We start from the raw sequence: 23,498 nt of genomic DNA, 5'->3' as shown, positions 1-23,498 counted from the left end.
GACGGCATTTTTTACATTGTTTTATTTTATTATCGAGATTCTTTTGGTGGCTGGCATACTTCGCATTTTTGCTGTTTGTTTTCTTTGAACTTTTTCCAAGGCTTTTGGAATGTATTCCCGCAAGCGCATTGAAAATCTAGTTTTTGTGAAAATCCTTGGAATTCTGTTGATAATAATTTTGTATCTGTATTCTTTTCTACGTATTCACGAATTGAATGGATTGTCCATTTTTTTGACATTATTTACACCTCCACAAGCTCTTTATTATAGCATGAAAGTATCATTTTGCCTTTAACTAAATAACCAATCGAAGACAAAACCAAAACCTTTAAAGGCAAAATACATAAAGAGTAAGACTAACACAACAATTCCGAAACAGCTGAATATCCCGGAAAATAAGAATAATTTAATATTCGGTCCTTTACGTTTCCCCCATTCCTCTTTTTTATCACTCATTACATAATTAATTGTCTCGCAATGTGGACACTCTTTTAAATATGTTCGCTTCTGTTGTTTCTTGCCATTAAATATTTGAATTTCGGAAGAAAAATTATCAGTCGCAAAATCAATAGTTAGCGGTTCATGACAACTGCTGCAATTAACCTCAACCTTCTTAGCCTCCATTTGAACAACTCCTTACATCACCTTTTCAATACGGCCATCGACCACTCGCCCGTAATTTGATTCCTCATCTTTTGTTTCCAAATTAATCCCGGTTAAATAAATACTTTCTTGAATCTGCTTCAATACGTCGTTCACAATCATCGCAGGAAACCTTCATTTGGCGATTCTTTTTAAATTGCTGGTATTTTTTACTACCTTCCACTAATTTATATGGATTGCGGCAATACCGGCAAGTCGTTTCATAATAAAACATTCATTGCCCATTCCTTTCAATAAAAACATACTTTTTATTATAGTTCAAAAAAAACCTATTGCGGTATTTTCGCAATAGGTTTCAATTTATGATTTTAAAACTTTTACTGTGACTTGTTTACGACCCCATTGGTTTGCTGTAGCTTTCTTATTCATAAAGAGATCGATTTTATTTCCTTTAATTGCCCCGCCAATATCACCGGCAACAGCAATTCCATAACCTTCCACCCAAACTTTAGAACCGAGTGGAATGATTTTTGGATCTACGGCAATGACCTTTAAGCTCGGATTTTTACGTAAATTCAATCCTGTTTTAGTTATACCTGAACAGCCCTTACAGTTTGCTGTGTAAGCAGTAGCTGTCATCTTAATCGTCTTTTTAACATTCGATGGATCTGTTGCTGATTTTTTAGTGTTCTTTTTTACAGCAGCTTTATTTTGAATATGGCTAGGTAGTTTAATGACTTGCTTTATTTGAATTTTAGTTGTCTTTAAATCGTTAAGCTTCATGAGCTCCTTCACCGATGTATCATATTTCTTAGCAAGTACTGTTAAATTCTCGCCTTTTTTAATTGTATGTGTAGCAGCCTGTGACGTTCCAACAAAAATAAATGTACTTGCGACCATAACCGCAAATAATGCTAATACTTTTTTGATCATACTTGAATTTTTCCCTCCAGATGATTGTCGTGAATAATCTTTTTGAATCAACTTTACTAGCATAACCGTGTATTGTTTCAGTTAGATGACACCCCAGCACCACAGACATTACAATTCGATGACAAGGAGTCGATTTTTGTCGACTAATTATTACGAATAACTGAAAAAATCAATTTTTTAATATCCAACTGTAATTTTTATTTTTTTGTAAAAAAATAGACACAATTTAATCCCGTCCATATTTGCTCGATTTAATATTTTCAATCTCGAAACACCATAGTTCTTCTATAATTTTCCTTTACTATTTAAAAAAACATAAAAATTTACCAATATCACTATATTAATCTAGCTATTCTAACTACCTTACCTAATTCTTTTGTGCTAAGATATTTTTTGTTTTGATAATCTAAATGAAAGAGTGAAGTTTTTGTCTCATAATACAAAAGAATTAAGTTTATTCAAGTTAACTTGGCCATTATTTTTAGAGTTGTTTCTATTTATGCTCATGGGTTTGGCAGATACGTTCATGTTAAGTGCCGTATCTGATGATGCAGTAGCCGGAGTAGGAACAGCTAATCAATATATTCAAATTGCCATCCTTTTATTAGGTGTAATCGGTACGGGTGCTTCCATTGTCGTTTCTCAATATTTAGGCTCCCGCTTACTAGCAGAGGCATCGAAAATTGCCGCTTTATCTGTATCACTTAATTTAATTGTTGGGTTTATAATAAGTGGATTGTTTTTATTATTTTCAGATGCAATTATGAAAATGATGAATTTACAAGGTGCAGTATTGGAAGCTGCACAAAACTATTTAGTAATTGTTGGGGGCTTTATATTTGTTCAAGCATTAATTACTTCCATGTCGTCCGTCATTCGTGTTCAAGGCTGGACAAAGCAAACGATGTATGTCTCTCTTGGAATGAATGTAGTGCACGTAATTTTAAACTATATTTTGATTTTCGGTAAATTTGGTATACCAGGGCTTGGTGTAGAAGGTGCGGCTATTTCTTCAGTTATCAGTCGTGTATTAGCAGCAATCGTATTTTTCTGGCTTTTATATCAGGCATTGGAAGTCCGCATTGAACTGGCTGACTACTATCGTCTGTCCAAGAACTATATTTCGAAAATATTAAAAATCGGTATTCCATCAGCCCTTGAGCAGGTTCTTTATCAAACGAACCAAATAGTCCTTCTCTTTTTTGTGACTTTTTTAGGTGCAGAGGCGTTGTCTGCGCGTCAATATGCCGTCAATATTTCTATGTTCACATATCTTTTTGCATTAGCGATTGGTATGGGAACGGCCATTATCGTTGGACGTTCTGTAGGAGCAGGTGAAAAAGATCTTGCCTATAAAAATGTTTGGTTTAGTGTCAAATCTGCGCTAATTTTTACTTTGGCAATGGTAGCAATTATCACAGTTTTTAGAGAACCTCTCATGCGTATCTTTACAGATAATGAAGAAATTGTCCGTATTGGGGCGAGTGTCTTACTATTAAGTGTCTTATTGGAAACGGGACGCTCAATAAATATTACTATTATTAACTCTTTACGTGCTTCAGGTGATGCTTCTTTTCCAGTTCGAGTAGGATTTATTTCCATGATCGTGATTGGTTTATCGCTAGGCTATTTCTTTGTATTCGTACTGGATTTAGGACTTGTCGGTGTATGGCTTGCGATTGCCTGTGATGAGTGGATTCGTGCCGTTGTAATGATTTTCCGTTGGCGCAGTCGAAAATGGGAACGTTATGCCATAGTGGAGCAACAATACGATGTGCCTCAACCCATTTCAAAACCCGAAGCAGTTCAAACTTAATACGAGGATAACACCTCACCACAAATTTTTAATGAAACATAAAAAGAGAAATTGCACCGTTGAAGTGCAATTTCTCTTTTTACGTGAACTGGATCTAGTTATGCCCCAGCTTTAGTCTATTTTGTTGTTTCTTCTGTTGTTTCTTCAGTTGTTTCTTCAACTGTTTTATCTTCTTGCTCTACTTGTCCTTCTTGCTCTTCTAGTTGTTCTGCCGCTTCTTTTTCAGCTGCTTCTTCTGCTGCACGACGTTTCGCTTCTTCTGCTGCTTTTTTTGCAGCTTCTTCGATCGGTTTATTGACAACTCCTAGGCACCATACAAATTCTTCCCAAGCCATATTCCAGCCTTTGAATACTTCTTCCGAGTCATCCCATTTTACTGAATAGGCTATTCCGTCTTCTGTTTTAATAATGGACAACGTTAAATCCGCTCCAACGCGGTCGCTTACTAGTTTGATTTTTCCCTCTTCATCAAATCGTTCGTCGATATTGTCCTTCTCTGTAAATGCACGGCTTTGAGCAATTTCAAGTAATGTATTGCTATGAACTCGATATTTGTTTTTTTGCATGTTTTTTCCCAACTTCCACTTTTAATTCTTTACTTTAACTATATTACAACGTTTCTAAAAAATTATCGCGATTTTTTTCAGAATAAGCGCTTTTTATTATATTATCACAAAAACGTATCCTTAAACACTATCGATTGCATAAAATAGAACATACATTCCTATATAATTCAAAAAATCCCGTGAAGTGTTTAAACTTCACGGGAAGAAAGATTATTTAATAATAATACATACCGCTGTTTCTTTTTTCAGCTATTTCATAGGCAAGCTGGATAATTGATTTCGATAATTCGGCATACGTGACTTCTTTTTTCGGCAAGAACATCGATTGTTCCGACTTTTGTAATCCTAGGGCATTAGAAAGTGCTACATATCCTATTTTATCTGGATCTACTTCGGCAACATCTTTTATCGACAATTGATATATTTCTTGATGCTTAGCTGCCTGTTCAAGTCCTAGTGTACGGATAAACCATACGGCTAATTGCTCATTTGTTACCTTTTGATCAATGTTCAGTTCATCTTCGTTAGGATTTAAAATACCTAAACGAGTCGCATTTTCCACTACTTTATAGTATGGATGCTCAGCATCAATTTGTTCAAATGATACAGGAGGCTGCTCCTGGCGATAAGCGTAATAGTCTTCATAGAAATAACTGATTGATTTAGTAATCATATTTAATGCTTGACCTTGTGTGATTGCAACATCAGCATTAAATGTTTTCGCATCCTTCACCTCAATTGCACCTGCTTGAATTAAATAATTTAATTCTCTTTCGGCTGTCGGATGGCTAACCTTTTCTTTTTCCAATTGTTCAAACAGATTAATAATTTGTCCGCTGTTTGCATCGATCTGATAGTAATCTTGCCCTTTTACTGTCGGAACATAGACAAGCTCATATTTCCCGTCTTCATTTTGCAGTCGGTTATACACTAGCTTGACATCCAATGCTTCCGTGAATATTTTTTTCGCTTCATCATTTGTAATTGATGCTTCAGCACTTGGCCATTCTTCAATATTTAATGGGTAACTGTAGAATGATTTTAGTTTCCCTTCGTCATCAATCGTTACAGATAAGTTATCTCCATTTACGATCAAGCCATTTTTAATGCGTGGGAAACTTACATAATGTACTTGTGAATCTTTATCATATGAAGGATCTGTATTTGCCTTTGCATATTCATGAACGGAAGTTGGAGCAAGTTCCTTCACATATTTTTCAGCTAGTTCCAATACTTTGTCCTTACTCAATTTCGGTGTCGTATTCTTCGGTGCTTCTTCTTCATCGAATGGAATCGGAGCATAAAAATCAGAGTATGAAACTAATTCACCCGTATTTTTATTAAACTCTATCGATGAACCATGTGACCCGTTTCTATAGCGATATGAATACGAAACACTAATTACTGCCTGATCATTCATTTCATATTCATATGCATGGTCGATTGTGAATTTAGTAGTGCTTGCCTCTTTATCTACTAATTGTTTGGCAATCTCTTTCGCCTCTTCAATCGTAATCGGTGCAGGAGCTTTTAATTGGCTAGGTGCAAGTGGCTGCATTGTCGTATTACCCTTTAATGAATCCACCTTACCCGAGTACGTCGCCCACTGATTCGAAGTTGCATGCAGCCCAATGACATTCGGAGTTGGTAAATAAACCAATTTCACAGATGGCTTTGATGAATATGGTAAATAATCAACAGTATATTGAAGTGTTAAACCTAATTGTTCCTTCATTTTGTCAATAGCAGTTTCTTTAGAAACAATATTATTTGATTCTTCAAATGACATACGATCTGGTAATGAATTTTGATAGAAAGATTGAATTTTGCCGTCACCTAAAACACTTATCATAATAGATTGGTCCGGAATTGGAATATCATTTTCATTTGGAGTAAAAGAAAATGAATACGTAATTGGCTCTGTAATTAATCTGCTGCTGTAATAGCTAGGCGCATTATTCGCTAAACTGTAATTGCTCGAAGTAGCAACTTTTCCAACGAAATCCTCTGCTATTTTACGTGCTTGATCTTCTGTTATTTTCCCAGGAAATAACGCATCCTTTAGATTTGCAGGACTAAAGTAAAGATGTTCAATTTCAAGGTTGTCCCCTTTGAAAGTCACATTTCCACTTTCTGTTTGTTTATTTACCTTTTTATTGAACATTAGCTCATAGCGGATTGTTAAATCGTCTGCATAATGATAGCTCATCGATGACATTTGGAAATCATTGTTAGAGTATGTACTAAACATCTCCGGCAATTTCGTTTTCAAAATTTGAATAAGCTTGTCTTTCGTTACCTGTTCATCAGTCACGGCCACATATATTGGCACGCGGTCTTCTTGTGTTCCGACAGAAGCATCTGTAATGCCCGGGCTAGCAAGTAATCCTAGTGATACAATTGACATACTTAAAGCGGTTGTCCATTTTTTCATTTAAAACTCCTCCTTTTTCTTCTTTATATTATACGCTCAAATTATGGGAATAGTTTCAATAAATTGAATAAATTATAAAATACCCCTTTTATCCTATCTCACTATCTATGCCATTGTATTCCGTAATAAGTCATGTTAGAATTTTTCAGAGGTGAATTACGTGAGTATTGTTACAGCTGGATTGTTAATATCCTTTTCCGGCATTATTGTCGTATGTTTAGGTCTATTTGATGTAATTCCCAATTCCACACAAACTTTAAATTATGTATTTATAGGAATAGGCTGGGTATTTATTTTAATAGGTATTGTAGTGCGAATTGTCGGCATGAAACTAGAGAGAAAAATAAAGTGAAAAATCCCGAGTACCAATAAACATGGTCTCGGGATTTTTTTATTCGTCATTCATCGATTGAAATTCTGCCATACGTGCGGTTGCACGCCAGTAGTGATAAATCAAACGGTCAATCCATAGTAAAGCATCAACCTTTGACACGGCCAAATCCAATTGAGTTTCATTTGCTACCGAGCGTTCAAAATATTGGATGCGTTTTTCACGGCGTTCTTGAGCTACTTTCTGGGAAGTTTCCTCTAAAATGATCGAAATATCCATCAGCTTTTCGTCTTCGTTTAACCTCTTATTAATAATGGACAGCATTTCCTGCCAATCTAACATCAATTTTCCTTGTAAATAAAATGCCTCAACATTTTGTTTTTCACGTAAAACTTTTATTAAACGGTGTAGATGATCTAGTGTATGTAAAATCGATATTAGCTTTTGATGTTCGCGTTTTGAGGTAACGAAAATGCTATCGAGAAACTTTCGGGTAATTTCTATAGCTTCTTCAACTTTTAATATTTTTTTTTCATATTCCATAGTCACCTTTTTGGAATCCATTAAAAGTTGCTGTGCAGTTGTTAGTTCTACCATGATGTCACGCATCGTTTTAAACGATACTTCTATTGCAACAGATGGCATTTCTGTTAAACTATCATCTAAATCCTGTGTTAATACATTTTCACGCTCAGGTACCAGCTTTATTAATAAATTGGCAAACGGCTGAATAAGCGGAATAAAGATCAGTGCGCCCAATAAACTGAATAACGTATGGAAAACGGCTATACCTAACGTTTGGTCAAATTCACCTGAAATAAGGATCGTCAGCCATTTCGTAAATTGAACAAAATAAGAGAATATAATCGTTACAACCAAAGCAGTAATAACATTAAACAATAAATGTGTAATGGCTGTACGCTTTGCAGAAACGGAAGCTCCTATTGCTGCGAATAAGGCAGTAGCTGTTGTTCCGATGTTTTGCCCAATGACTAAATATGCTGCCTGCTCAAAGTCAATGGCACCTGCAAATAGGGCTGTTAATGTAGCCGCCATCGCAGCGCTTGATGCTTGCATAATTACGGTCATGACAATACCAATTATGATAAGCAGGAAAATGGAAATAAACGAATCTGCTGGAATCGAGTCAAAGGCGATTAAATCTTGCGCAGACCCCATCCCTTGCTGCAGTGTATCAATCCCTAAAAAAAGTAGTCCAAAACCAGCAACAACATTACCGAACCGCTTTACATCCTGAGGTGCAATTAATGACATAAATACACCAATACCGATAATTGGTAATGCCATCGTTTGCAAACTAATTTTAAAACCGATAAGCGAAATAAGCCAACCGGTACTCGTACTTCCTATATTCGCCCCTATTATGACACCAATTGATTGAATAAACGTCAGCAGCCCGGCACTTACAAATCCAATCGTCAATAATGTTGTAGCTGTCGAGGATTGGATGAGCATTGTCATGACTGCACCGGACACAACTGCACTAATACGGCCCTTCGTAAAAGTATTGAGCCATCTCTTTAAAGCATCTCCTGCGATTTCCTTTAGTCCGTTTGTTAGCATTGTCATTCCAAGTAAAAAAAGACCGATTCCGCCAAAAATCGTGAGCATTATATCACCACCAAATTGAAGTCATCATTAAACAATAATCGTAACACTTAACCCTCGAAAGATTAAGAATTATTTTGCAATTTGGTTCAAAACCGTAAGTTGGGAATGACAAAATTGAAAAAACTAATGAAGTGCGTTCTACTGCGCTACGGGGAAAACGCGTTGAAGCAAGTGTTTTTGAAGCTCGCGTCCGTTGTACTACGTTCCGGGGCTGGCTTTCCGGGCGGCGTGGCTTCAACTAACTTTTGATGCCTCTGACGGCATCAAAAGTGGATTTTCCGCGCACGCTTAATCGCCAAGGAGTCCGCCCCTACACTTCGCACAACTCTTTTCCTTGAAGCAAGTATTTTAGCGGCTCACCCTTCGCTCCACGTCACTCTGCTTTGGCATAAAGTGAATTTCTGCAAAAATGAAGATTGTAAAACATAGCATTTCCGCTCTCTGCCGCCTCGCGATAGCGCAAGCGGCTTGATTGGGTGTTTTTACTTCACTTCATAACGCGGAAAAAATTTTGGGATTGGTGGGCCTCGCAAACGGCAATAAAGGCAGTGATAAAGACACGTATCACGTGGCTTTAGCGCTGTCTTGCCGTAGCCCACCAATCAATCAAGTGAAATTTCATTAGAATATATCCCCTATATTATGGTAATTATCCTACAATTTAGATGGCTACATTTATATGAAAGTGAAGGTTTCATAAATTTCAATAAAGTTCCTGCTCAAGTAAATAATATTTTTTCCCGTAGATCGTTACCTCATATGTTATTGTGCCGTTTTCGCTAATTTGAATATTTGTTATTTCGCCAACTTTATTTATTATATGCGGCTCATAGTACTTTCGATAATGGTATGTCTCACTATCAATATGTTCATCAATCAGTTTTATCTTTACGTAATCCATAAGCCGAAATTTCAACTTATACTGCTCCTGCTCAACTTCAAATAAATTTAACTGCACCAAAAAAATCACCTGCCACAATGTACTAAAAAATACATTCGACAGATGATTCCCATTTCCTTTATTATTTTTAAATGTTTAAATCAAGAGGTTTCGGCAAGATCGTTTCATTCTTTTTTTGCTCAGGTTTTAAATAAATGACAAGCTCCTGCTGGTAAGTGCCATCTTCCAGTAAATAATGGTCGAGCGTATGGCTGTCATACTGATATGTGCCAAATGGGAATGATACATTATCTCCCTTAACTGCAGCAAGTAAACCTGCAATATCATTGCTGACCATTTGTAGCACTTCTTCAGCCGTCTCTGTTAATACAAACACTACATTCATCTTTCTACTCTCCTATACACCGATAAACAATGTCGCTTGCGCTATTGCGATATAAAACGCGATATTTTGAATAGGCGCCTCTTCTGAAAGCTCAAACGTCATGTTGAATTGATCTTTTTCTTCATTATAAACTGCAACCCATCTAGCCACGACAGTTTCATTGACGATAAAGTTTGACCAATCTTCCATTTCTTTATCGATTTTCATTTTAAAATTTTTACTTGAAATAAATAATTCTGGTATACCAATGCGCCAGTTTTCATAATTGATAATATACTTTTCATCTGAAAGTAAGTCTTTACCTTCAAACCATACCTTCCCGCGACGAAAGATTTTCTTTACTTCAAATAATGCCTGCCCGTTATTGTTGTGTACGGCATACTTTAAAAAATAGCGATGATCAAAATAACCATCCAACAGTTTTTTCAGGCCGTTATCATAAACTCGTTGAACAAGTAATAGTTGTTCTCCGGATTCATTGTAAATAGGCTTTTGTTCAGTGGATTTTATATCGCCATCTACTTCATACGTAAAAATTTGCATAACTTTCCCCTTAGTAAATAATCTTAATTTTATTTAGAATACGTCGTATAAAGTGCTTTTCTTCATCGAATTCCTGACGTATTGAGAGTGCTTCATCCGGACGATCGGTAATGATTCCGTCTACATTTTGCTCATAGAACTGTTGCATATCACGCTTATCATTTATCGTCCATACAAAAAGCTCTTTATCCCTTTCCTTTACTTGCTGCTGAATATTATCTGTTGCAAAGGACTGTTCGACAGAAATAAAGTCGGCATCGGACTCTGGTAACTTGCCATATGCAATCGAATATACATAGCCTGTATGAATACGTGGTTCCATCTCCTCCAAAAGTTGCATCACAGGTAAATCCGGTGACTGGACATAATGATAATCAAGTGCGTCATACTGATCAAGCTGCGCTATGAAACGATGTAGAAAATTATCAGTTTCAAATCCATGTGTTTTTATCTCAATAAGTAATTTTATATTTAATGCTCGGCTTATTTCAAGTACTTGTTCGAAAGAAGCAATTTTATCAGAATGACCATTTGCTAGAACTGTTGTTTCTGTTAACTCATCCGATCTTAAGTCATATATTTTTGTGTTCTCATTAGATAATTTAGAAAGGGTTTTATCATGAAAAACAACAAACTCCCCATCCTTTGCTTGTTGAATATCAATTTCAACGATATCCGCACCAGCTTCTTTGGCTGCTACTATTGCACTTACTGTATTTTCAACACCCTCATCCATAAAGCCCCGATGCGCTACAACTTCTGTATCCGGTGTATAAATAGTCTTTTCCAAATTAACTAAATTAATAGCACTTACAAGGAAGAATGTATAAACCGCGATTATAAAAGTCCATTGTTTAATCGTTTGTTTAAACGATTCTTCCTGAATAATTAGTGGCTTATGGTGTGTATGCTGGAAGGCCACCATGACGAGTAGCTGTGAAAAAATAATCTGTAAAATAGAGAAGAAAAGCAGGATTGCACCCTGTGCAAGTGTCAACGTAAAACTTGCCGCTACTAACCCCCAGCTTGGCTTAACCATTTCAATAATAAACAATGGAATGAAGATAACAATTAAAGTGATTAATAAAAGGGTTAAATGTATTATTACCATTAGCCCTATCATACCGATTGTTTCAATTAGCTTTCGTTTCGAAAATTTCCAACTCATTTTTAATGCTTCAAAGATTGAAAGCTCCTGATGTACCGTAAAGAATGGCCAAGTAAAGATAAACCGCAGTCCGATAAAACCTAAAACTAGTAACATAACAATATATAATATAGTGCCTTCTGTAGAATTTAATAATTCATCGACTATAAAACTTGGTATATGTAGATTTTGTAATAGTGAGATCGGTAAAATCGCCGATATAAGTGGTATTAATAAAGCGATATAAACAACTATTAGTAATGTTTGTAGGCTAATAAAATATACGACTTTTTTGCTTAGGCGCTTTAAAAGCCCTTTCCACGTATACGGAATGGACCGTTGCTGATGATAGGCAAGCAACATTAAAAAACCAAGTTCATAATATATGAAAAGTATACCAATTAATAAAATAAAAGCTATTCCAAATAGTGCAAATGGGTGTGTTATTAAGTACGGAATACTATCTTCCGTTATTGTCTGCACCCCGGTAATATCCATAATAATGGCAATCATTAGTGAAATGAACGGCAATACGATAAACGCCTGAACAATACGCAAAATCGCAAAATTCCGTATGTAATCCACCCGGTAATAATATAAATTTCTACAAATTAATTGAATGACTCGTTTTACTCTATCCAAAAGACTTCCTCCGACTGTAAAATTATTTATTTTATCGTTATATTAAGATAACAAAATTTATTCCTAAAGTTTTCATTCCCTTTTCCTAATACTGATTAAACGTTATTCTTTCAATACATTTGCCTGAAGTAATGTTTTAGTGAACAACAAGAGGTATAACCGCTAGTTCCTCCAAATTATTGGCTCATCACTATAACATGCGGAAGATTTTCAAATGATTGGTGAGCTACTGCAAGACAGCGCTAAAGCCAGGTTACGTGTATTCATCACTGCCTATTAAACTAATTCGTCATCAAAAAATAAGTTTTTCAGTGCCCTCCTAAAATAAGGGGAGCTTTTACCGTTATTTGAATGATGCAGCTCATTTTAGGATAAATAAGGGAACATTTTACCGTTATTTTAAATAAAATCCTTAAATTTCATGTTTTTTAGGTCAATAACGGAAATCCCTTCCGTTATTTTCACTATTTTTTATGTTATTTTAAAAATAACGGAAATTCATTCCTCTATTTATCTCGTTACGCAATTCAATCTACAAGAGCTTTGGAGCCACGCTGCCCGGAAAGCCAGCCCCGGAACGTAGTACAACGGACGCGAGCTTCAAAAACACTTGCTTCCATGCATTTCTCGCGTTACGCAGCAGAACGCCTTTAAGAAAATCACAATTTGGTCATCCCTAACTTATGGTGATGGACCAATTTCTTACACTTTATACAAAAATACCCGAAAACCTATAAAAAAAAAAGCCGAACCCGTTAAGGATTCGACTATTTAATATACTTTCAAGCTGTAGGAATCGCTGCAAAGAATTCCTCGTAAAGTCCTTTTAAAATTTGATTTTCAAATTCCGAACGAACACCAAATACTAAACTCACTTCTGATGAACCTTGATTAATCATTTCTATATTTGCACCTGTTCCAGAAATGGCTGCAGCTGCACGCGCTGCCAAGCCCGTGTTATGGCGCATTCCTTCTCCGACAATGACAATCATTGAAAAGTTATGACTAAATTGTACATCATCTGCGCACAATTCATTTTTCACACGATGCATAATGCGTTTTTCAATTTCCGGAGTAAGTTGACTTGAGCGCATAATAACTGAAATATCATCTAAACCGGATGGTGTATGCTCATATGATATATTCTCTTCCTCTATAATTTGAAGAAGCTTGCGACCAAACCCTACTTCACGATTCATTAAATATTTTGATACATATAATATTGAAAAGCCACTGTCTGCAGAAATTCCTGTAACAGGACGATTCGATTGTGTTCGTGTTGGTAAAATGCGTGTTCCTGGTGCAGTTGGATTATTTGTATTTTTAATATTGACTGGAATACCTTGTTTATACACCGGCATTAATGCTTCGTCATGGAATACAGAGAAACCTGCATATGATAATTCACGCATTTCTCGATATGAGATTTCCTTAATATCTACAGGATCATTGACAACCTTTGGATTAGCAGCAAATACACAATCAACATCAGTAAAGTTTTCGTAAAGATCCGCCCCAACAGCAGACGCTAAAATAGAGCCTGTAATATCAGACCCACCACGATCAAAAGTACGTAAAATACCTTCTTTTGTATAGCCAAAAAAACCTGGAAAAACAATAATTTCTTCTGTATCTTTTAGAACACTTAAATTTTCATACGCTTCTGGCAATGCATAAGTGCGCTCCGGTATATCATTTAAAATTAATCTGTCTTTTGGACTTACATATTTCGCCGCCATGCCAATAGCATTAAAATAGCAGGCAATTAGCTTTGCATTATTATCTTCACCGCTTGCCTTTATATTATCAAGAAATATTTCTTTATTTGTATAATCTTCCGCGACACGGCCACGTATATCTTGTTCAATAATATCGGAAATTAGATTGTCTAAACCAAGTTCATCAGCTATATCACGATAACGATTAACAACAGCTCTAATTTTCTCTTCCACATTACCTTTCATCATTACGGTGTTGGCTAAGTCTATTAATAAATCCGTCACCTTAATATCATCGCTTGAACGCTTACCAGGCGCAGAAACCGCGACAATCTTTCTTTCAGGATTAGATTTCACAATGTTTGCTACTTTTTTGATTTGTTCTGCACTTGCGACAGATGTGCCGCCAAATTTACATACTATCATCTCATCAGATCCTTACTTTAAAAATTGATGTTTGTACTCACCGAAAAAACATTTGACTTTACACAGTGTACAAATTTATTCCATTCCAGTCAAGACTATTCAGTAAATTCATTAATCTATTTAGTCAAAATACGGATATTTCTTTGTTTTGTCAATATATAATATGAGATTTTTGTAAAAAATTGATGATATTCGTTTATTTAGTGTCATTTTTACTGCTAAAAACGTAAATTTAGCGTTATTCTTACTATACCTTCTCTTGCACTCTAGTATGAATGTTCAAAGTGCAAAAATTAAAGTTGGTAAGCTAGGAATTATATAGGACTTAAAATAGACAGATTGTGATATTATTACAGATGATAATTTATACTGCTACAGCAGCAACAAGTGATATTATTGAAGGTTCAGCCTATATCACTGAGGAGGTATTAGAATGGGGCAATTTTTAATTATTGCAGAAAAACCAGACCAGGCAGCAAAATTGGCTGCTCCCTTTTCATCTACCAAAAAAGCCGGCTATTTTGAGGTAAAACCGAACACTTACTTTCCAAATGGTGCACTGATTACATGGGCGATAGGACATCTATGTGAATTAAAAGCCCCTGAAGAATATAATCCATCCTGGAAAAAATGGACGTTGGGAACATTACCGATTATTCCAGATCGTTTTGAATATAAAGTGACAAAATCAAAATATAAACAATTCAATATAATTAAAGCTTTAGTAAATAGAGCGGATATTCAGGAAATCGTCATTGGCGGGGATGCTGGTCGAGAAGGTGAATTAATCATCCGCACCATCCTGAAATTATGCAGAGCGAATAAACCAATGAAACGATTATGGATATCATCCTTAACCGAAAATGCTGTAAAAAATGGCTTTGCGAACTTATTACCGGAAGAAAAAACGAGAAATATCTATTTCGAAGCATTAAGTCGTTCATGCGCAGACTGGTTAATAGGCATCAACACATCCCGTCTATATACTGTCCTGCTCAAACAGAAAGGTGTAAAGGATGTTTTTTCAATTGGCAGAGTGCAGACACCTACTCTTGCTTTGATTGTTAAAAGAGAGCACGAAATCGCCAATTTTAAGGCTGAGCCCTTTTGGGAAGTAGAAGCGGAATTTAATTTTGAAGGAAAAATACTAAAGGCTAAATGGCATAAAGATAATAATTCAAGAGTAATGGAGGAACGGCAAGCTATTGCAATCGCAAATTTTTGTGTGAATAAACGTGTAGAAATTACAAGTATTAAAGAAGAAACAAAGGAATTCGCTCCCCCATTGTTATTTAACCTTTCTACACTGCAGGCTACAGCCAATAAAGCGTTCAAAATTTCGCCCCAACACACACTCGATATTTTGCAAAAGCTTTATTTAAAGGGCTTAATTTCTTATCCACGGTCCGATTCACAATTTTTAACTAACGAGGAAGCAAAAACATTGCCGAATATAATGGAGAATTTGAGTAAAATTGATAAATATAAAAATCTCCTACCGCCACCTACAAAGTCTATTTTGACCAATAAAAGATTTGTAAATGCCCAAAAAGTGACGGATCACCATGCCATCATTATTACGGAGCAGCTTCCAAATTTATCTAAACTCAGCACGGAGGAAGAAAAAATATATGATCTCGTTGTGAGACAAGTTATCGCAGCACACTACAATAATGCGATTTATTCTTATACAACGATTCATTCCCTCGTAGAAAAGCGGGCTGAATTCATTTCGAAAGGCAAAGTACAAATTGAAGAAGGATGGCGTAAAGTAATTTATCATACGAATGCCAATTCACCTGCAGACAAAGATGAATTGCTTCCCCTACTTCATGAAAATGAGCACGGCATCGTTACTAAAGCAAAGGAAAGAAAGAGCGAAACACAGCCGCCGAATAGGTATTCTGAAGGTAACCTAATTACATTAATGAAAACAGCGGGAAAACATCTGGAAGATACTGAATTAGAAAAGGTACTATCCAAAACTGAAGGATTAGGCACTGAGGCAACACGTGCTGGCATTATCGGAACGCTAAAAGATCGGAACTATATCGAAATCAAGAAAAACCAAGTATTTGCTACAACTAAGGGAATGCTATTAATTGAGGCACTCGGTGAAAGCATTTTGACCTCTCCTTCCATGACTGCCAAATGGGAGCAAAGGCTGTCTGAAATCGGTGAAGGCACCGCTTCCCCGAATGCTTTTATAGAACAAGTTAAAAAACTTTCATACAAACTGATTTTCGATGCGAATGAACGAGAAAAGGAATGGGATTTTAACCAAAGCGAAGTAGAGAAAATCACTGCCAATAATCCATACAATAAAAAATACAATAAAGTAAAAACAGTAGTGGGAAAATGTATGCTGTGTGACGGTTCAATTATTGACCATGGAACTTTTTATGGTTGCTCAAATTATAAAACCGCTAACTGTAAATTTTCAGTTTCAAAGAAAATTTTAAGGAAAACAATTACACAGCCTAACATAAAAAAGCTATTGGCTACTGGTGAAACAGCGTTAATTAAAGGCTTTAAGAAAGGCTCAAAAACTTTTGATGCACAGCTCACATGGGACAATGATGTACAAAAGGTGACCTTTAAATTTGATAAATAACAAAACAGAAATATTATTAATTTTACAGTGGGTTTCATTTTTGAAATCACACTGTTTTTTTATTGATACGAATTACCAATCAAATATCCGGCATAGGCAAGTATCAGGCCCAGTCCATAGGTCAATACTGTATAAAGTAACAATTTCTTTTTATTTTTATGTACGTACATTTCGGTCATTTCAAATTTTAGAGTAGAGAAAGTTGTAAAGGCTCCAAGAAATCCTGTTCCAAGTAGAAGCAGAAACATTACATCAGCTTTTGCACCAATGAGAATACCTAAAAGAAACGATCCCAGCAAATTAACGGTAAGTGTTCCTATTGGTATTGAATATTTTGTTTTACTGTTTAAATGTTTACTTATTGAATATCGGGCTATTGCTCCAAAGAAACCCCCAATTCCAACGAGTAATAAGTTTGTAATTCCCATAAATTCAGTTCACTCCCTGCTCCAGTGAAATCCTAGGCTACTCATTAAGAGTCCCCCACTAATACTTATAAATACATAAAAGGCAGCCAACAATACATTGCCCGATTGAAACATGTTGACTGTCTCTACACTAACAGCCGAAAATGTAGTAAAGGAACCTATAAAACCTGTACTAACAGCAGTACTAATCATTGGCGAAACGGAAAGTCGTTTAAATAAACTTGTTGTGAACCAGGCTAGCAGAAAACATCCGATTAGATTTATGCTTAATGTTGTAATTGGAAATGAACTATCCGTAAAAAAGAAAATGCCTATTACATACCTTAAAACCGCTCCAATAGCTCCTGCAGTGCCTACCAAAAAGTAAATCATGTGAAGTTCAAACCTCCTCCTAAAAAGCTCTGTACTTTTTTGTAAAATTTTTGATTCATCACCATAAGTTGGGGGTGACAAAAATTTTCTAATGAAGTCCGTATTTTGTATAATGAATTGCGCAATGAGAAAAATAGAGGAATGAATTTCCGTTATTTTTAAAATAACATAAAAAATAGTGAAAATAACGGAAGGGATTTCCGTTATTGACCTAAAAAACATGAAATTTCAGGATTTTATTTAAAATAACGGTAAAACGTTCCCTTATTTATCCTAAAATGAGCTACATCATTTAAATAACGGTAAAATCTCCCCTTATTTTAGAATGGCAATTAAAAACTTAATAAGGCACTTTCTGTCCACTAAGGCGTTTTGCCCACTCAAAGTTGGTCGGATGCTTCAGTGCTTTTATTCCACCACTTTATAACGAGGGAAAATTTTCGGATTGGTGGACCTCGCAAAAGGCAATAAAGGCAGTGATAAAGACACGTATCACGTGGTTTTAGCGCTGTCTTGCCGTAGCCCACCAATCAATCAAGTGAAATTTTATTATAAAATCTTCCCCATGTTATGGTGATGAGACAATTTTTTTTAACTAAAATGTATAAAAAATAATAATCGACCTATACTATTAAAGATTTCACTTCCAATCCAACTGACTAGGAGGGTTAACCCGATGAGTGCGAATGATCGTCTCTAAAGGTTCTTCAAAACTGATTATAGCTTAAGCACAAATTTTCATTAGAAAATTAATGTGAAAGCGAGGCAGCGTGTCATGGAGGATGAAAAGTAGTAATCACATGACCTGGAATTTATATTCCAGGTCTCTTTTTGTATTCTGTGATTCATTAATTGCTGAGCGATCTTTAGGGTAACCAATAAAATATTCTATATGATCTGTAAATAGTTCTAATTGTACAATCCTTACGTAAATATAAAATAAGATTATTTTTGTTCTATTATTACTTTGAGGAGTGTAAAACATGAAAACTGCAATTGTGACTGATAGTACAGTTTATTTACCGCTTGAAGAACTTAAACAATATAATATACATGTTGTTCCGATTAACGTTCATTTTAATCATGCTACTTTTGAAGAGGAACTCACACTCAGCGTAGAACAATTTTACGAAATTGTACATACTACTAAGGAATTCCCAAAGACTTCACAACCATCTATCGGTAAATTTGTAGAACTTTATGAAAGATTAGGAAAAGAATATGATGAAATACTGGCAATCCATATATCAAGTGGTGTGAGTGGCACATACGATTGTTCGCTGCAAGCAGCCCAATTGGTCGACAATGTAAAAATCTCTGTATTCGATTCGGAAGTTGCTGCAGGTCCATTGGCGTCATATGTTATTGAGGCGGCTAAATTAGCTGCAAATGGCGCATCTGCCAAGCAAATTTTAGAACGGCTGGAAGATTTAAAAAAATCGCTGGATGCTTATTTTATTGTGGATGATCTCATCCATTTACAAAGGAGCGGACGGTTATCTGTTACGTCATCCGTGATCGGCAGCTTGTTGCAAATCAAGCCGATTTTGCATATAAAAGATAAAAAAATTGCTGTATTTGAAAAAGTTCGGACAAAAAGAAAAGCCGTATTGCGAGTAAGAGGCTTACTACAGCAAGCAGTGGAAACATATGGGGAATTGCAGGCTGTCATTATGCATGCGAATTGTGAGCAGCAAGGTCGCACATGGATGGAAAAGCTGCAAACCACATTTCCGACTGTCCATTTTAAACTCGCCTACTTCGGCCCATCCCTCGTAACACATATGGGTGAAGGTACCCTTGCAATTTCATGGATGAAAAAATAGATAAGGCCAGGACATAGTTCCGCTCATGCAAAAGAGAAATTGCAATGTGATCTGCAACTTCTCTTTTCTTTTATTTTTACTATGAAACCCAAATAAGCTTTTAAGAAATCCAAATTTCCGCTTGAAATTATGCAGAAATTCACATTATTTGGAAGTAAAATTAGTTGTTCGGAGTGAAGGCGGCGACTCCATGGGGACAAGCACGTGGGAGAGACTACAGGCTCGAGCCGTGCCCCCAGGAAAGCGTCAGCCGTAACGGAGAACAGCGGCTACAAAGTAGACACTTAATAAAGTAGAATTTAATTTTAACGAGTTATATATTATCGCAATGTAGAAAATAACAACTACCAAATGTTATACTACTAATAGAAAAAGGGGGATTTATTATATGGAAAAAAGAAAGCGAACAATCTTTTGGATTATACCAATTGGAGTTATTGGTGTATTCTTTTACTTTTTTGGTCCGCAAAAAGCAGTTACTGATAATGACTATATTACATACATAAAAGCAACTCCAGTCATAGAAAATAGCACTATTACTACTGGAGATGCCTTTACAAATTATTGTAAAAAAAGCCGCTGGGAATATTTCCAAACGAAAATGATGGAGCATGTCGTTGAATTTAAAGGTGAATGTGAGTATGAAAATTCGGTTCAGCCCATCAATTTGCAGTACGTTGTTGAAAAGGGACAAACAGAATACCGCTTAGGTGCCATGCTAGTCAATGGAGAGCAGCAAACTGAAGAACAACGAACGACTTTTTTAAATTTATTGCAATAATAGACCAAGTGGATGTGTCATAGCCTCCACTTTTTTTAATATGTCTCCCCTTTTCTCTGCTCCACTATCTTCCTGATTTTAGTAAATAATCGCTGCCGCCTTTTTTTTAGTGCCTCATAAGGAAGACCATATTTATCCGCAACTTCCTTTAAATTTAAGTCTTCAAGAAACAACGCTTTTAGTAAAAACTGTTCATCTTCCTTTAATTTACTAAACCATTCTGGCCACTCAAGACAAGGTTGAATAGCTGGCTGTTGCTCTACATTGGAATATACCTCTTCTTCCACAGAAATCTCATTTTCGCTCACATCAATCGATCTGGAAAGTTCCCGGGTAATTGCATACTTGACTGTCATATAGGCAAACATCGCGAATTCCCCTTTCGTTTTATCAAAGCTTTTAGCAGCTTTCCATAAAGCGATTCGCCCTACCTGCATATACTCTTCAAAATCACGGTAAATTTTCAACTTAAAAATAGCCTTTTTTATTAACTCTTCATGATCGAGAATAATTTGCTCGATTTCCTGCATAAATTCCAATCCTTTAAGCTGTGCACAACCAATATTCCTAGGTAGTACAAACTTAAAAAATTTCGAGAAAACGAGCAAAATGCAGTTTTTACGGAAATAGCACAAAATAAATAATAATTACCCTAAAAATGCAGTTTTCCTCTATTAAAATCGTCTAAATCGATAATTTCTGCACAATTTTAAAATCGAAAATTTGTGTTGGTATTGACAAAAAACGGCCTATCATGCATGATGCTATTAGAAAAAGTAAAAGCATATTGAAGACGAGTAAGTGGCACTTGGCTAGACAAGAGAGCACATTCCATAGGCTGTAAGAATGGCATAGCAAAACCTACTGAACCTACTTCAACAAGCTCCTAAAAAATAGGCGCCGACTCAGCGTTATGAGATTAAGTGGGATGTATGACTATACATTCAATTTAGGTGGTACCACGGAAACTGCACTTTTCGTCCTAATTTCTAGGATGAAAAGTGTTTTTTATTTGTATGTCATTGGAGGCGTTTTTATGGAAAGAAAACGTGTTGTTGTAAAAATTGGAAGCAGCTCATTAACGAACACTAAAGGTGAGCTCGATTATGAAAAATTTCAGGACCATGTAGCGGCACTTGCAGCACTAAAACAGGCCGGTCATGAAGTTATATTAGTATCTTCAGGGGCAGTTGCAGCCGGGTTCAGAAAGCTGGGCTATTCCTCTAGACCCGTCACACTGAAAGGTAGGCAGGCAGCTGCGGCTGTTGGCCAAAGTGTTTTGATCCAAGCTTATTCAGATGAATTCGACACGTATAAGGTGACACCAGCACAAATATTATTAACCCACTCCGATTTTAGCGATAAACAGCGCTATAAAAATGCGTATGAAACTTTAACGGAGCTGCTGGAACGTTCAATCATTCCGATCATTAATGAAAATGACACAGTTTCGGTTGCTGAATTAACTTTTGGTGATAATGATATGCTTTCTGCTTTAGTAAGTGGTTTAATACATGCAGATCAATTAGTAATTCTGACGGATGTCAACGGATTGTATACGGCCAATCCCCTAACAAACCCGACTGCCGTACGGATAGATGTTATCGAGGAAATTACGGATGAAATGTTAGAATTTGCTTCCGGTTCCGGATCAAAGGTTGGCACTGGCGGTATGCGTTCAAAGCTGGCGGCAGCAAGATTTGCGACTAATGCCGGTGTAGATGTGTTTATCGGTACAGGATGCGGCTCGGAAAAATTAATTGAAATTTTAGAAAATAAAGGGGACGGCACTTATTTTAAATGTAATGAAAAAGCCATTCCCACGAATAAACAATGGGTAAAGCTGACAAAGTCTTCAGGTAAGCTATTTATCGATGAAGGCGCCGTAAAGGCCCTACAATTTGGCGGGAAAAGTTTATTGCCTGCTGGTATATATGCATTTGAAGGTCAGTTTGAAAAAGGTGATGTTGTTGAAGTTTATGACCGCCATACATGCATCGGACGCGGCGAAGTGATGTATTCGTCATCTGAATTAGAGCTCGCGATGGGTAAACAGACCGCTGACCTGATGCATGTACCAATTGAAGTTATTCACCGGAATCAATGGGTAAAAATATAAGGAGGTAGGATTATGACAAAAGTAATGGCAAATGAAGTTATTGAAAAAGGAAAGCGCGCTAAAAAGGCAAGCTACGAAACAAATGTAAAAGATACATCCGAAAAAAACAAAGCTTTGGAAAGTATTGCGCATCAGCTCTTGACTGACATGGACATAATCCTATCTGAAAATAGTAAAGATATAATTTCCGGAAAAGAAAATGGATTAGACGATGCCACACTTGATCGTATTCTATTAAATGAAACGCGTATCAAAGCGATGAGCGATGCCATCATCCAGCTTATTCAACTGAAAGATCCAGTCGGTGAAATCCTTGAGGAAATTACGAAAGAAAATGGTCTTCACATTATAAAAAAACGTGTACCAATAGGTGTTATCGGCATGATATATGAAGCAAGACCGAATGTAACAGTCGATGCTGCTACACTTTCATTAAAAACAGGCAATTCGGTTCTATTACGTGGAAGCTCTTCAGCGAAATATTCCAACATGGCCCTAGTTGCATCTATTCACCGCGCTTTAGAAGCAGTGAACTACCCTACCGATGCTGTATTGCTCATTGAAGATACGAGCCGCGAAACTGCAAAAGCACTATTTACATTAAACGAATATTTAGATGTTCTCATTCCACGAGGCGGTAAAAAATTGATTGATTTAGTAGTTCGCGAATCAACAGTCCCAGTTTTAGAAACAGGGGCCGGCAACTGCCATATTTATTTGGATATTTCAGCTAATGTTGAGATGGCCAAATCAATAGTGAAAAATGCAAAAACACAGCGCCTTTCTGTATGCAATACCGCGGAAAGTCTGCTTATTCATAAGGATTTTTTCAATATTCATGGGAAAGATTTTTTACATTTCCTGCATCATGAGCTCGGAATTAAAATTTATGGCGACGAGCATGTGTGTGAATTATTAAGTGACGCAATTCCTGCTGAGGACGAGCACTATGCTGAGGAGTTTCTTGATCTAACATTAAGTATAAAAGTCGTGGAAGATGTTTTCGAGGCCGTCCATCATATTAATCATTACGGAACAAATCATTCTGAGGCAATTATTACAGATAATGTACAAAATGCAAATGTATTTTTAAATTCTGTTGATGCCGCTGCCGTTTATCATAATGCTTCCACCCGCTTTACAGACGGCTTTGAATTTGGATATGGTGCTGAAATCGGCATTTCAACACAAAAATTGCATGCTCGTGGACCTATGGGATTACCTGCATTAACTTCTACCAAATATTTCATTCATGGTAACGGTCAAATTCGACAATAATTG

22 protein-coding genes are annotated in these 23,498 nt (G+C 36.2%); 7 read left to right on the top strand and 15 right to left on the bottom strand.

What is annotated here, in order from left to right; genetic code table 11:
- Positions 1-29 precede the first annotated feature (29 nt).
- The 4 genes from H9632_RS04930 to H9632_RS04920 all read right to left on the bottom strand — a co-directional run bounded on the left by H9632_RS04930 (position 30) and on the right by H9632_RS04920 (position 1,536).
- Positions 30-239, bottom strand: a complete 210-nt coding sequence (locus tag H9632_RS04930) for a hypothetical protein (protein WP_191703005.1) — start codon at positions 237-239, stop codon at positions 30-32.
- Positions 240-291: 52 nt separating this feature from the next.
- Entirely contained in the window at positions 292-624 is a 333-nt protein-coding gene (locus tag H9632_RS04925) for a redox protein (protein WP_191703004.1), read from the bottom strand.
- A gap of 12 nt (positions 625-636) precedes the next feature.
- Complete coding sequence (locus H9632_RS18950) at positions 637-765, bottom strand: hypothetical protein (RefSeq protein WP_263618313.1); 129 nt, start codon at positions 763-765, stop codon at positions 637-639.
- A gap of 198 nt (positions 766-963) precedes the next feature.
- On the bottom strand, positions 964-1,536 hold the full coding sequence (locus tag H9632_RS04920) for a 3D domain-containing protein (RefSeq protein WP_191703003.1): 573 nt from the start codon (positions 1,534-1,536) through the stop codon (positions 964-966).
- A 427-nt stretch (positions 1,537-1,963) separates the two neighbouring features.
- On the opposite strand from H9632_RS04920, the gene H9632_RS04915 reads away from it, so the two are divergent.
- Entirely contained in the window at positions 1,964-3,352 is a 1,389-nt protein-coding gene (locus H9632_RS04915; RefSeq protein WP_191703002.1) for an MATE family efflux transporter, read from the top strand.
- A 116-nt stretch (positions 3,353-3,468) separates the two neighbouring features.
- Here H9632_RS04915 and H9632_RS04910 read toward each other — a convergent pair whose 3' ends face one another.
- Together H9632_RS04910 and H9632_RS04905 are read right to left on the bottom strand one after the other, a co-directional pair.
- Positions 3,469-3,918 carry a homoserine dehydrogenase gene (locus tag H9632_RS04910; protein WP_191703001.1) on the bottom strand — a complete coding sequence of 150 codons (450 nt, stop codon included), beginning with the start codon at positions 3,916-3,918 and terminating at the stop codon, positions 3,469-3,471.
- A gap of 214 nt (positions 3,919-4,132) precedes the next feature.
- The gene (locus H9632_RS04905; RefSeq protein ID WP_191703000.1) at positions 4,133-6,352 is read right to left on the bottom strand and encodes a YcdB/YcdC domain-containing protein; all 2,220 of its coding nucleotides are present in this window, start codon (positions 6,350-6,352) and stop codon (positions 4,133-4,135) included.
- Between the two features lie 160 nt (positions 6,353-6,512).
- Between H9632_RS04905 and H9632_RS04900 the strand changes: the two genes are divergently transcribed.
- Positions 6,513-6,704 carry a hypothetical protein gene (locus H9632_RS04900; RefSeq protein WP_191702999.1) on the top strand — a complete coding sequence of 64 codons (192 nt, stop codon included), beginning with the start codon at positions 6,513-6,515 and terminating at the stop codon, positions 6,702-6,704.
- A 39-nt stretch (positions 6,705-6,743) separates the two neighbouring features.
- Here the strand turns inward: H9632_RS04900 and H9632_RS04895 are convergent, their stop codons facing one another.
- From H9632_RS04895 to H9632_RS04870, 6 genes are all read right to left on the bottom strand, one after another.
- Positions 6,744-8,315, bottom strand: coding sequence for a Na/Pi cotransporter family protein (locus tag H9632_RS04895; protein WP_191702998.1), 1,572 nt, complete (start codon positions 8,313-8,315; stop codon positions 6,744-6,746).
- Between the two features lie 703 nt (positions 8,316-9,018).
- Positions 9,019-9,273: a hypothetical protein gene (locus H9632_RS04890; protein WP_318247670.1), complete on the bottom strand. Its 255-nt coding sequence runs from the start codon at positions 9,271-9,273 to the stop codon at positions 9,019-9,021.
- 70 nt (positions 9,274-9,343) lie between these two features.
- The gene (locus H9632_RS04885) at positions 9,344-9,601 is read right to left on the bottom strand and encodes a thymidylate synthase (RefSeq protein ID WP_191702996.1); all 258 of its coding nucleotides are present in this window, start codon (positions 9,599-9,601) and stop codon (positions 9,344-9,346) included.
- Positions 9,602-9,613: 12 nt separating this feature from the next.
- Complete coding sequence (locus H9632_RS04880; protein WP_191702995.1) at positions 9,614-10,144, bottom strand: tubby C-terminal domain-like protein; 531 nt, start codon at positions 10,142-10,144, stop codon at positions 9,614-9,616.
- Positions 10,145-10,154: 10 nt separating this feature from the next.
- Positions 10,155-11,933: a glycerophosphodiester phosphodiesterase gene (locus H9632_RS04875; RefSeq protein WP_191702994.1), complete on the bottom strand. Its 1,779-nt coding sequence runs from the start codon at positions 11,931-11,933 to the stop codon at positions 10,155-10,157.
- Between the two features lie 782 nt (positions 11,934-12,715).
- Complete coding sequence (locus H9632_RS04870) at positions 12,716-14,077, bottom strand: aspartate kinase (protein ID WP_191702993.1); 1,362 nt, start codon at positions 14,075-14,077, stop codon at positions 12,716-12,718.
- Between the two features lie 433 nt (positions 14,078-14,510).
- Between H9632_RS04870 and H9632_RS04865 the strand changes: the two genes are divergently transcribed.
- Positions 14,511-16,691: a DNA topoisomerase III gene (locus H9632_RS04865; RefSeq protein WP_191702992.1), complete on the top strand. Its 2,181-nt coding sequence runs from the start codon at positions 14,511-14,513 to the stop codon at positions 16,689-16,691.
- A gap of 59 nt (positions 16,692-16,750) precedes the next feature.
- Here the strand turns inward: H9632_RS04865 and crcB are convergent, their stop codons facing one another.
- Both crcB and H9632_RS04855 read right to left on the bottom strand, forming a co-directional pair.
- Positions 16,751-17,119 carry a fluoride efflux transporter CrcB gene (gene crcB, locus H9632_RS04860; protein ID WP_191702991.1) on the bottom strand — a complete coding sequence of 123 codons (369 nt, stop codon included), beginning with the start codon at positions 17,117-17,119 and terminating at the stop codon, positions 16,751-16,753.
- Between the two features lie 9 nt (positions 17,120-17,128).
- Positions 17,129-17,491 carry a fluoride efflux transporter FluC gene (locus H9632_RS04855; protein ID WP_191702990.1) on the bottom strand — a complete coding sequence of 121 codons (363 nt, stop codon included), beginning with the start codon at positions 17,489-17,491 and terminating at the stop codon, positions 17,129-17,131.
- Between the two features lie 983 nt (positions 17,492-18,474).
- On the opposite strand from H9632_RS04855, the gene H9632_RS04850 reads away from it, so the two are divergent.
- Positions 18,475-19,317 (top strand): DegV family protein, encoded by an 843-nt coding sequence (locus tag H9632_RS04850; RefSeq protein ID WP_191702989.1) that lies wholly within the window; start codon positions 18,475-18,477, stop codon positions 19,315-19,317.
- Between the two features lie 388 nt (positions 19,318-19,705).
- On the top strand, positions 19,706-20,098 hold the full coding sequence (locus H9632_RS04845; protein ID WP_191702988.1) for a glucosamine 6-phosphate synthetase: 393 nt from the start codon (positions 19,706-19,708) through the stop codon (positions 20,096-20,098).
- Positions 20,099-20,133: 35 nt separating this feature from the next.
- On the opposite strand, the gene H9632_RS04840 is transcribed toward H9632_RS04845, so the two are convergent.
- Positions 20,134-20,628, bottom strand: coding sequence for a sigma-70 family RNA polymerase sigma factor (locus H9632_RS04840; RefSeq protein WP_191702987.1), 495 nt, complete (start codon positions 20,626-20,628; stop codon positions 20,134-20,136).
- A 506-nt stretch (positions 20,629-21,134) separates the two neighbouring features.
- On the opposite strand from H9632_RS04840, the gene proB reads away from it, so the two are divergent.
- Both proB and H9632_RS04830 read left to right on the top strand, forming a co-directional pair.
- Positions 21,135-22,217 (top strand): glutamate 5-kinase, encoded by a 1,083-nt coding sequence (proB, locus tag H9632_RS04835; RefSeq protein ID WP_191702986.1) that lies wholly within the window; start codon positions 21,135-21,137, stop codon positions 22,215-22,217.
- A 12-nt stretch (positions 22,218-22,229) separates the two neighbouring features.
- On the top strand, positions 22,230-23,495 hold the full coding sequence (locus H9632_RS04830; protein WP_225223682.1) for a glutamate-5-semialdehyde dehydrogenase: 1,266 nt from the start codon (positions 22,230-22,232) through the stop codon (positions 23,493-23,495).
- Positions 23,496-23,498: the final 3 nt, after the last annotated feature.

Source organism: Solibacillus merdavium, from assembly GCF_014836935.1.
In the GTDB taxonomy this organism is placed as follows: Bacteria; Bacillota; Bacilli; order Bacillales_A; family Planococcaceae; genus Solibacillus; species Solibacillus ferritrahens.
Note: the sequence above shows the minus strand (reverse complement) of the source record. Positions and strands in the feature narration are given on the sequence as shown.

Coding starts and splice junctions, on each gene's coding strand:
- H9632_RS04930 (WP_191703005.1), bottom strand. CDS start 239: ATGTCAAAAAAATGGACAATCCATTCAATTCGTGAATACGTAGAAAAG.
- H9632_RS04925 (WP_191703004.1), bottom strand. CDS start 624: ATGGAGGCTAAGAAGGTTGAGGTTAATTGCAGCAGTTGTCATGAACCG.
- H9632_RS18950 (WP_263618313.1), bottom strand. CDS start 765: ATGATTGTGAACGACGTATTGAAGCAGATTCAAGAAAGTATTTATTTA.
- H9632_RS04920 (WP_191703003.1), bottom strand. CDS start 1,536: ATGATCAAAAAAGTATTAGCATTATTTGCGGTTATGGTCGCAAGTACA.
- H9632_RS04910 (WP_191703001.1), bottom strand. CDS start 3,918: ATGCAAAAAAACAAATATCGAGTTCATAGCAATACATTACTTGAAATT.
- H9632_RS04905 (WP_191703000.1), bottom strand. CDS start 6,352: ATGAAAAAATGGACAACCGCTTTAAGTATGTCAATTGTATCACTAGGA.
- H9632_RS04895 (WP_191702998.1), bottom strand. CDS start 8,315: ATGCTCACGATTTTTGGCGGAATCGGTCTTTTTTTACTTGGAATGACA.
- H9632_RS04885 (WP_191702996.1), bottom strand. CDS start 9,601: ATGAATGTAGTGTTTGTATTAACAGAGACGGCTGAAGAAGTGCTACAA.
- H9632_RS04880 (WP_191702995.1), bottom strand. CDS start 10,144: ATGCAAATTTTTACGTATGAAGTAGATGGCGATATAAAATCCACTGAA.
- H9632_RS04870 (WP_191702993.1), bottom strand. CDS start 14,077: ATGATAGTATGTAAATTTGGCGGCACATCTGTCGCAAGTGCAGAACAA.
- H9632_RS04865 (WP_191702992.1), top strand. CDS start 14,511: ATGGGGCAATTTTTAATTATTGCAGAAAAACCAGACCAGGCAGCAAAA.
- crcB (WP_191702991.1), bottom strand. CDS start 17,119: ATGGGAATTACAAACTTATTACTCGTTGGAATTGGGGGTTTCTTTGGA.
- H9632_RS04855 (WP_191702990.1), bottom strand. CDS start 17,491: ATGATTTACTTTTTGGTAGGCACTGCAGGAGCTATTGGAGCGGTTTTA.
- H9632_RS04850 (WP_191702989.1), top strand. CDS start 18,475: ATGAAAACTGCAATTGTGACTGATAGTACAGTTTATTTACCGCTTGAA.
- H9632_RS04845 (WP_191702988.1), top strand. CDS start 19,706: ATGGAAAAAAGAAAGCGAACAATCTTTTGGATTATACCAATTGGAGTT.
- H9632_RS04840 (WP_191702987.1), bottom strand. CDS start 20,628: ATGCAGGAAATCGAGCAAATTATTCTCGATCATGAAGAGTTAATAAAA.
- proB (WP_191702986.1), top strand. CDS start 21,135: ATGGAAAGAAAACGTGTTGTTGTAAAAATTGGAAGCAGCTCATTAACG.
- H9632_RS04830 (WP_225223682.1), top strand. CDS start 22,230: ATGACAAAAGTAATGGCAAATGAAGTTATTGAAAAAGGAAAGCGCGCT.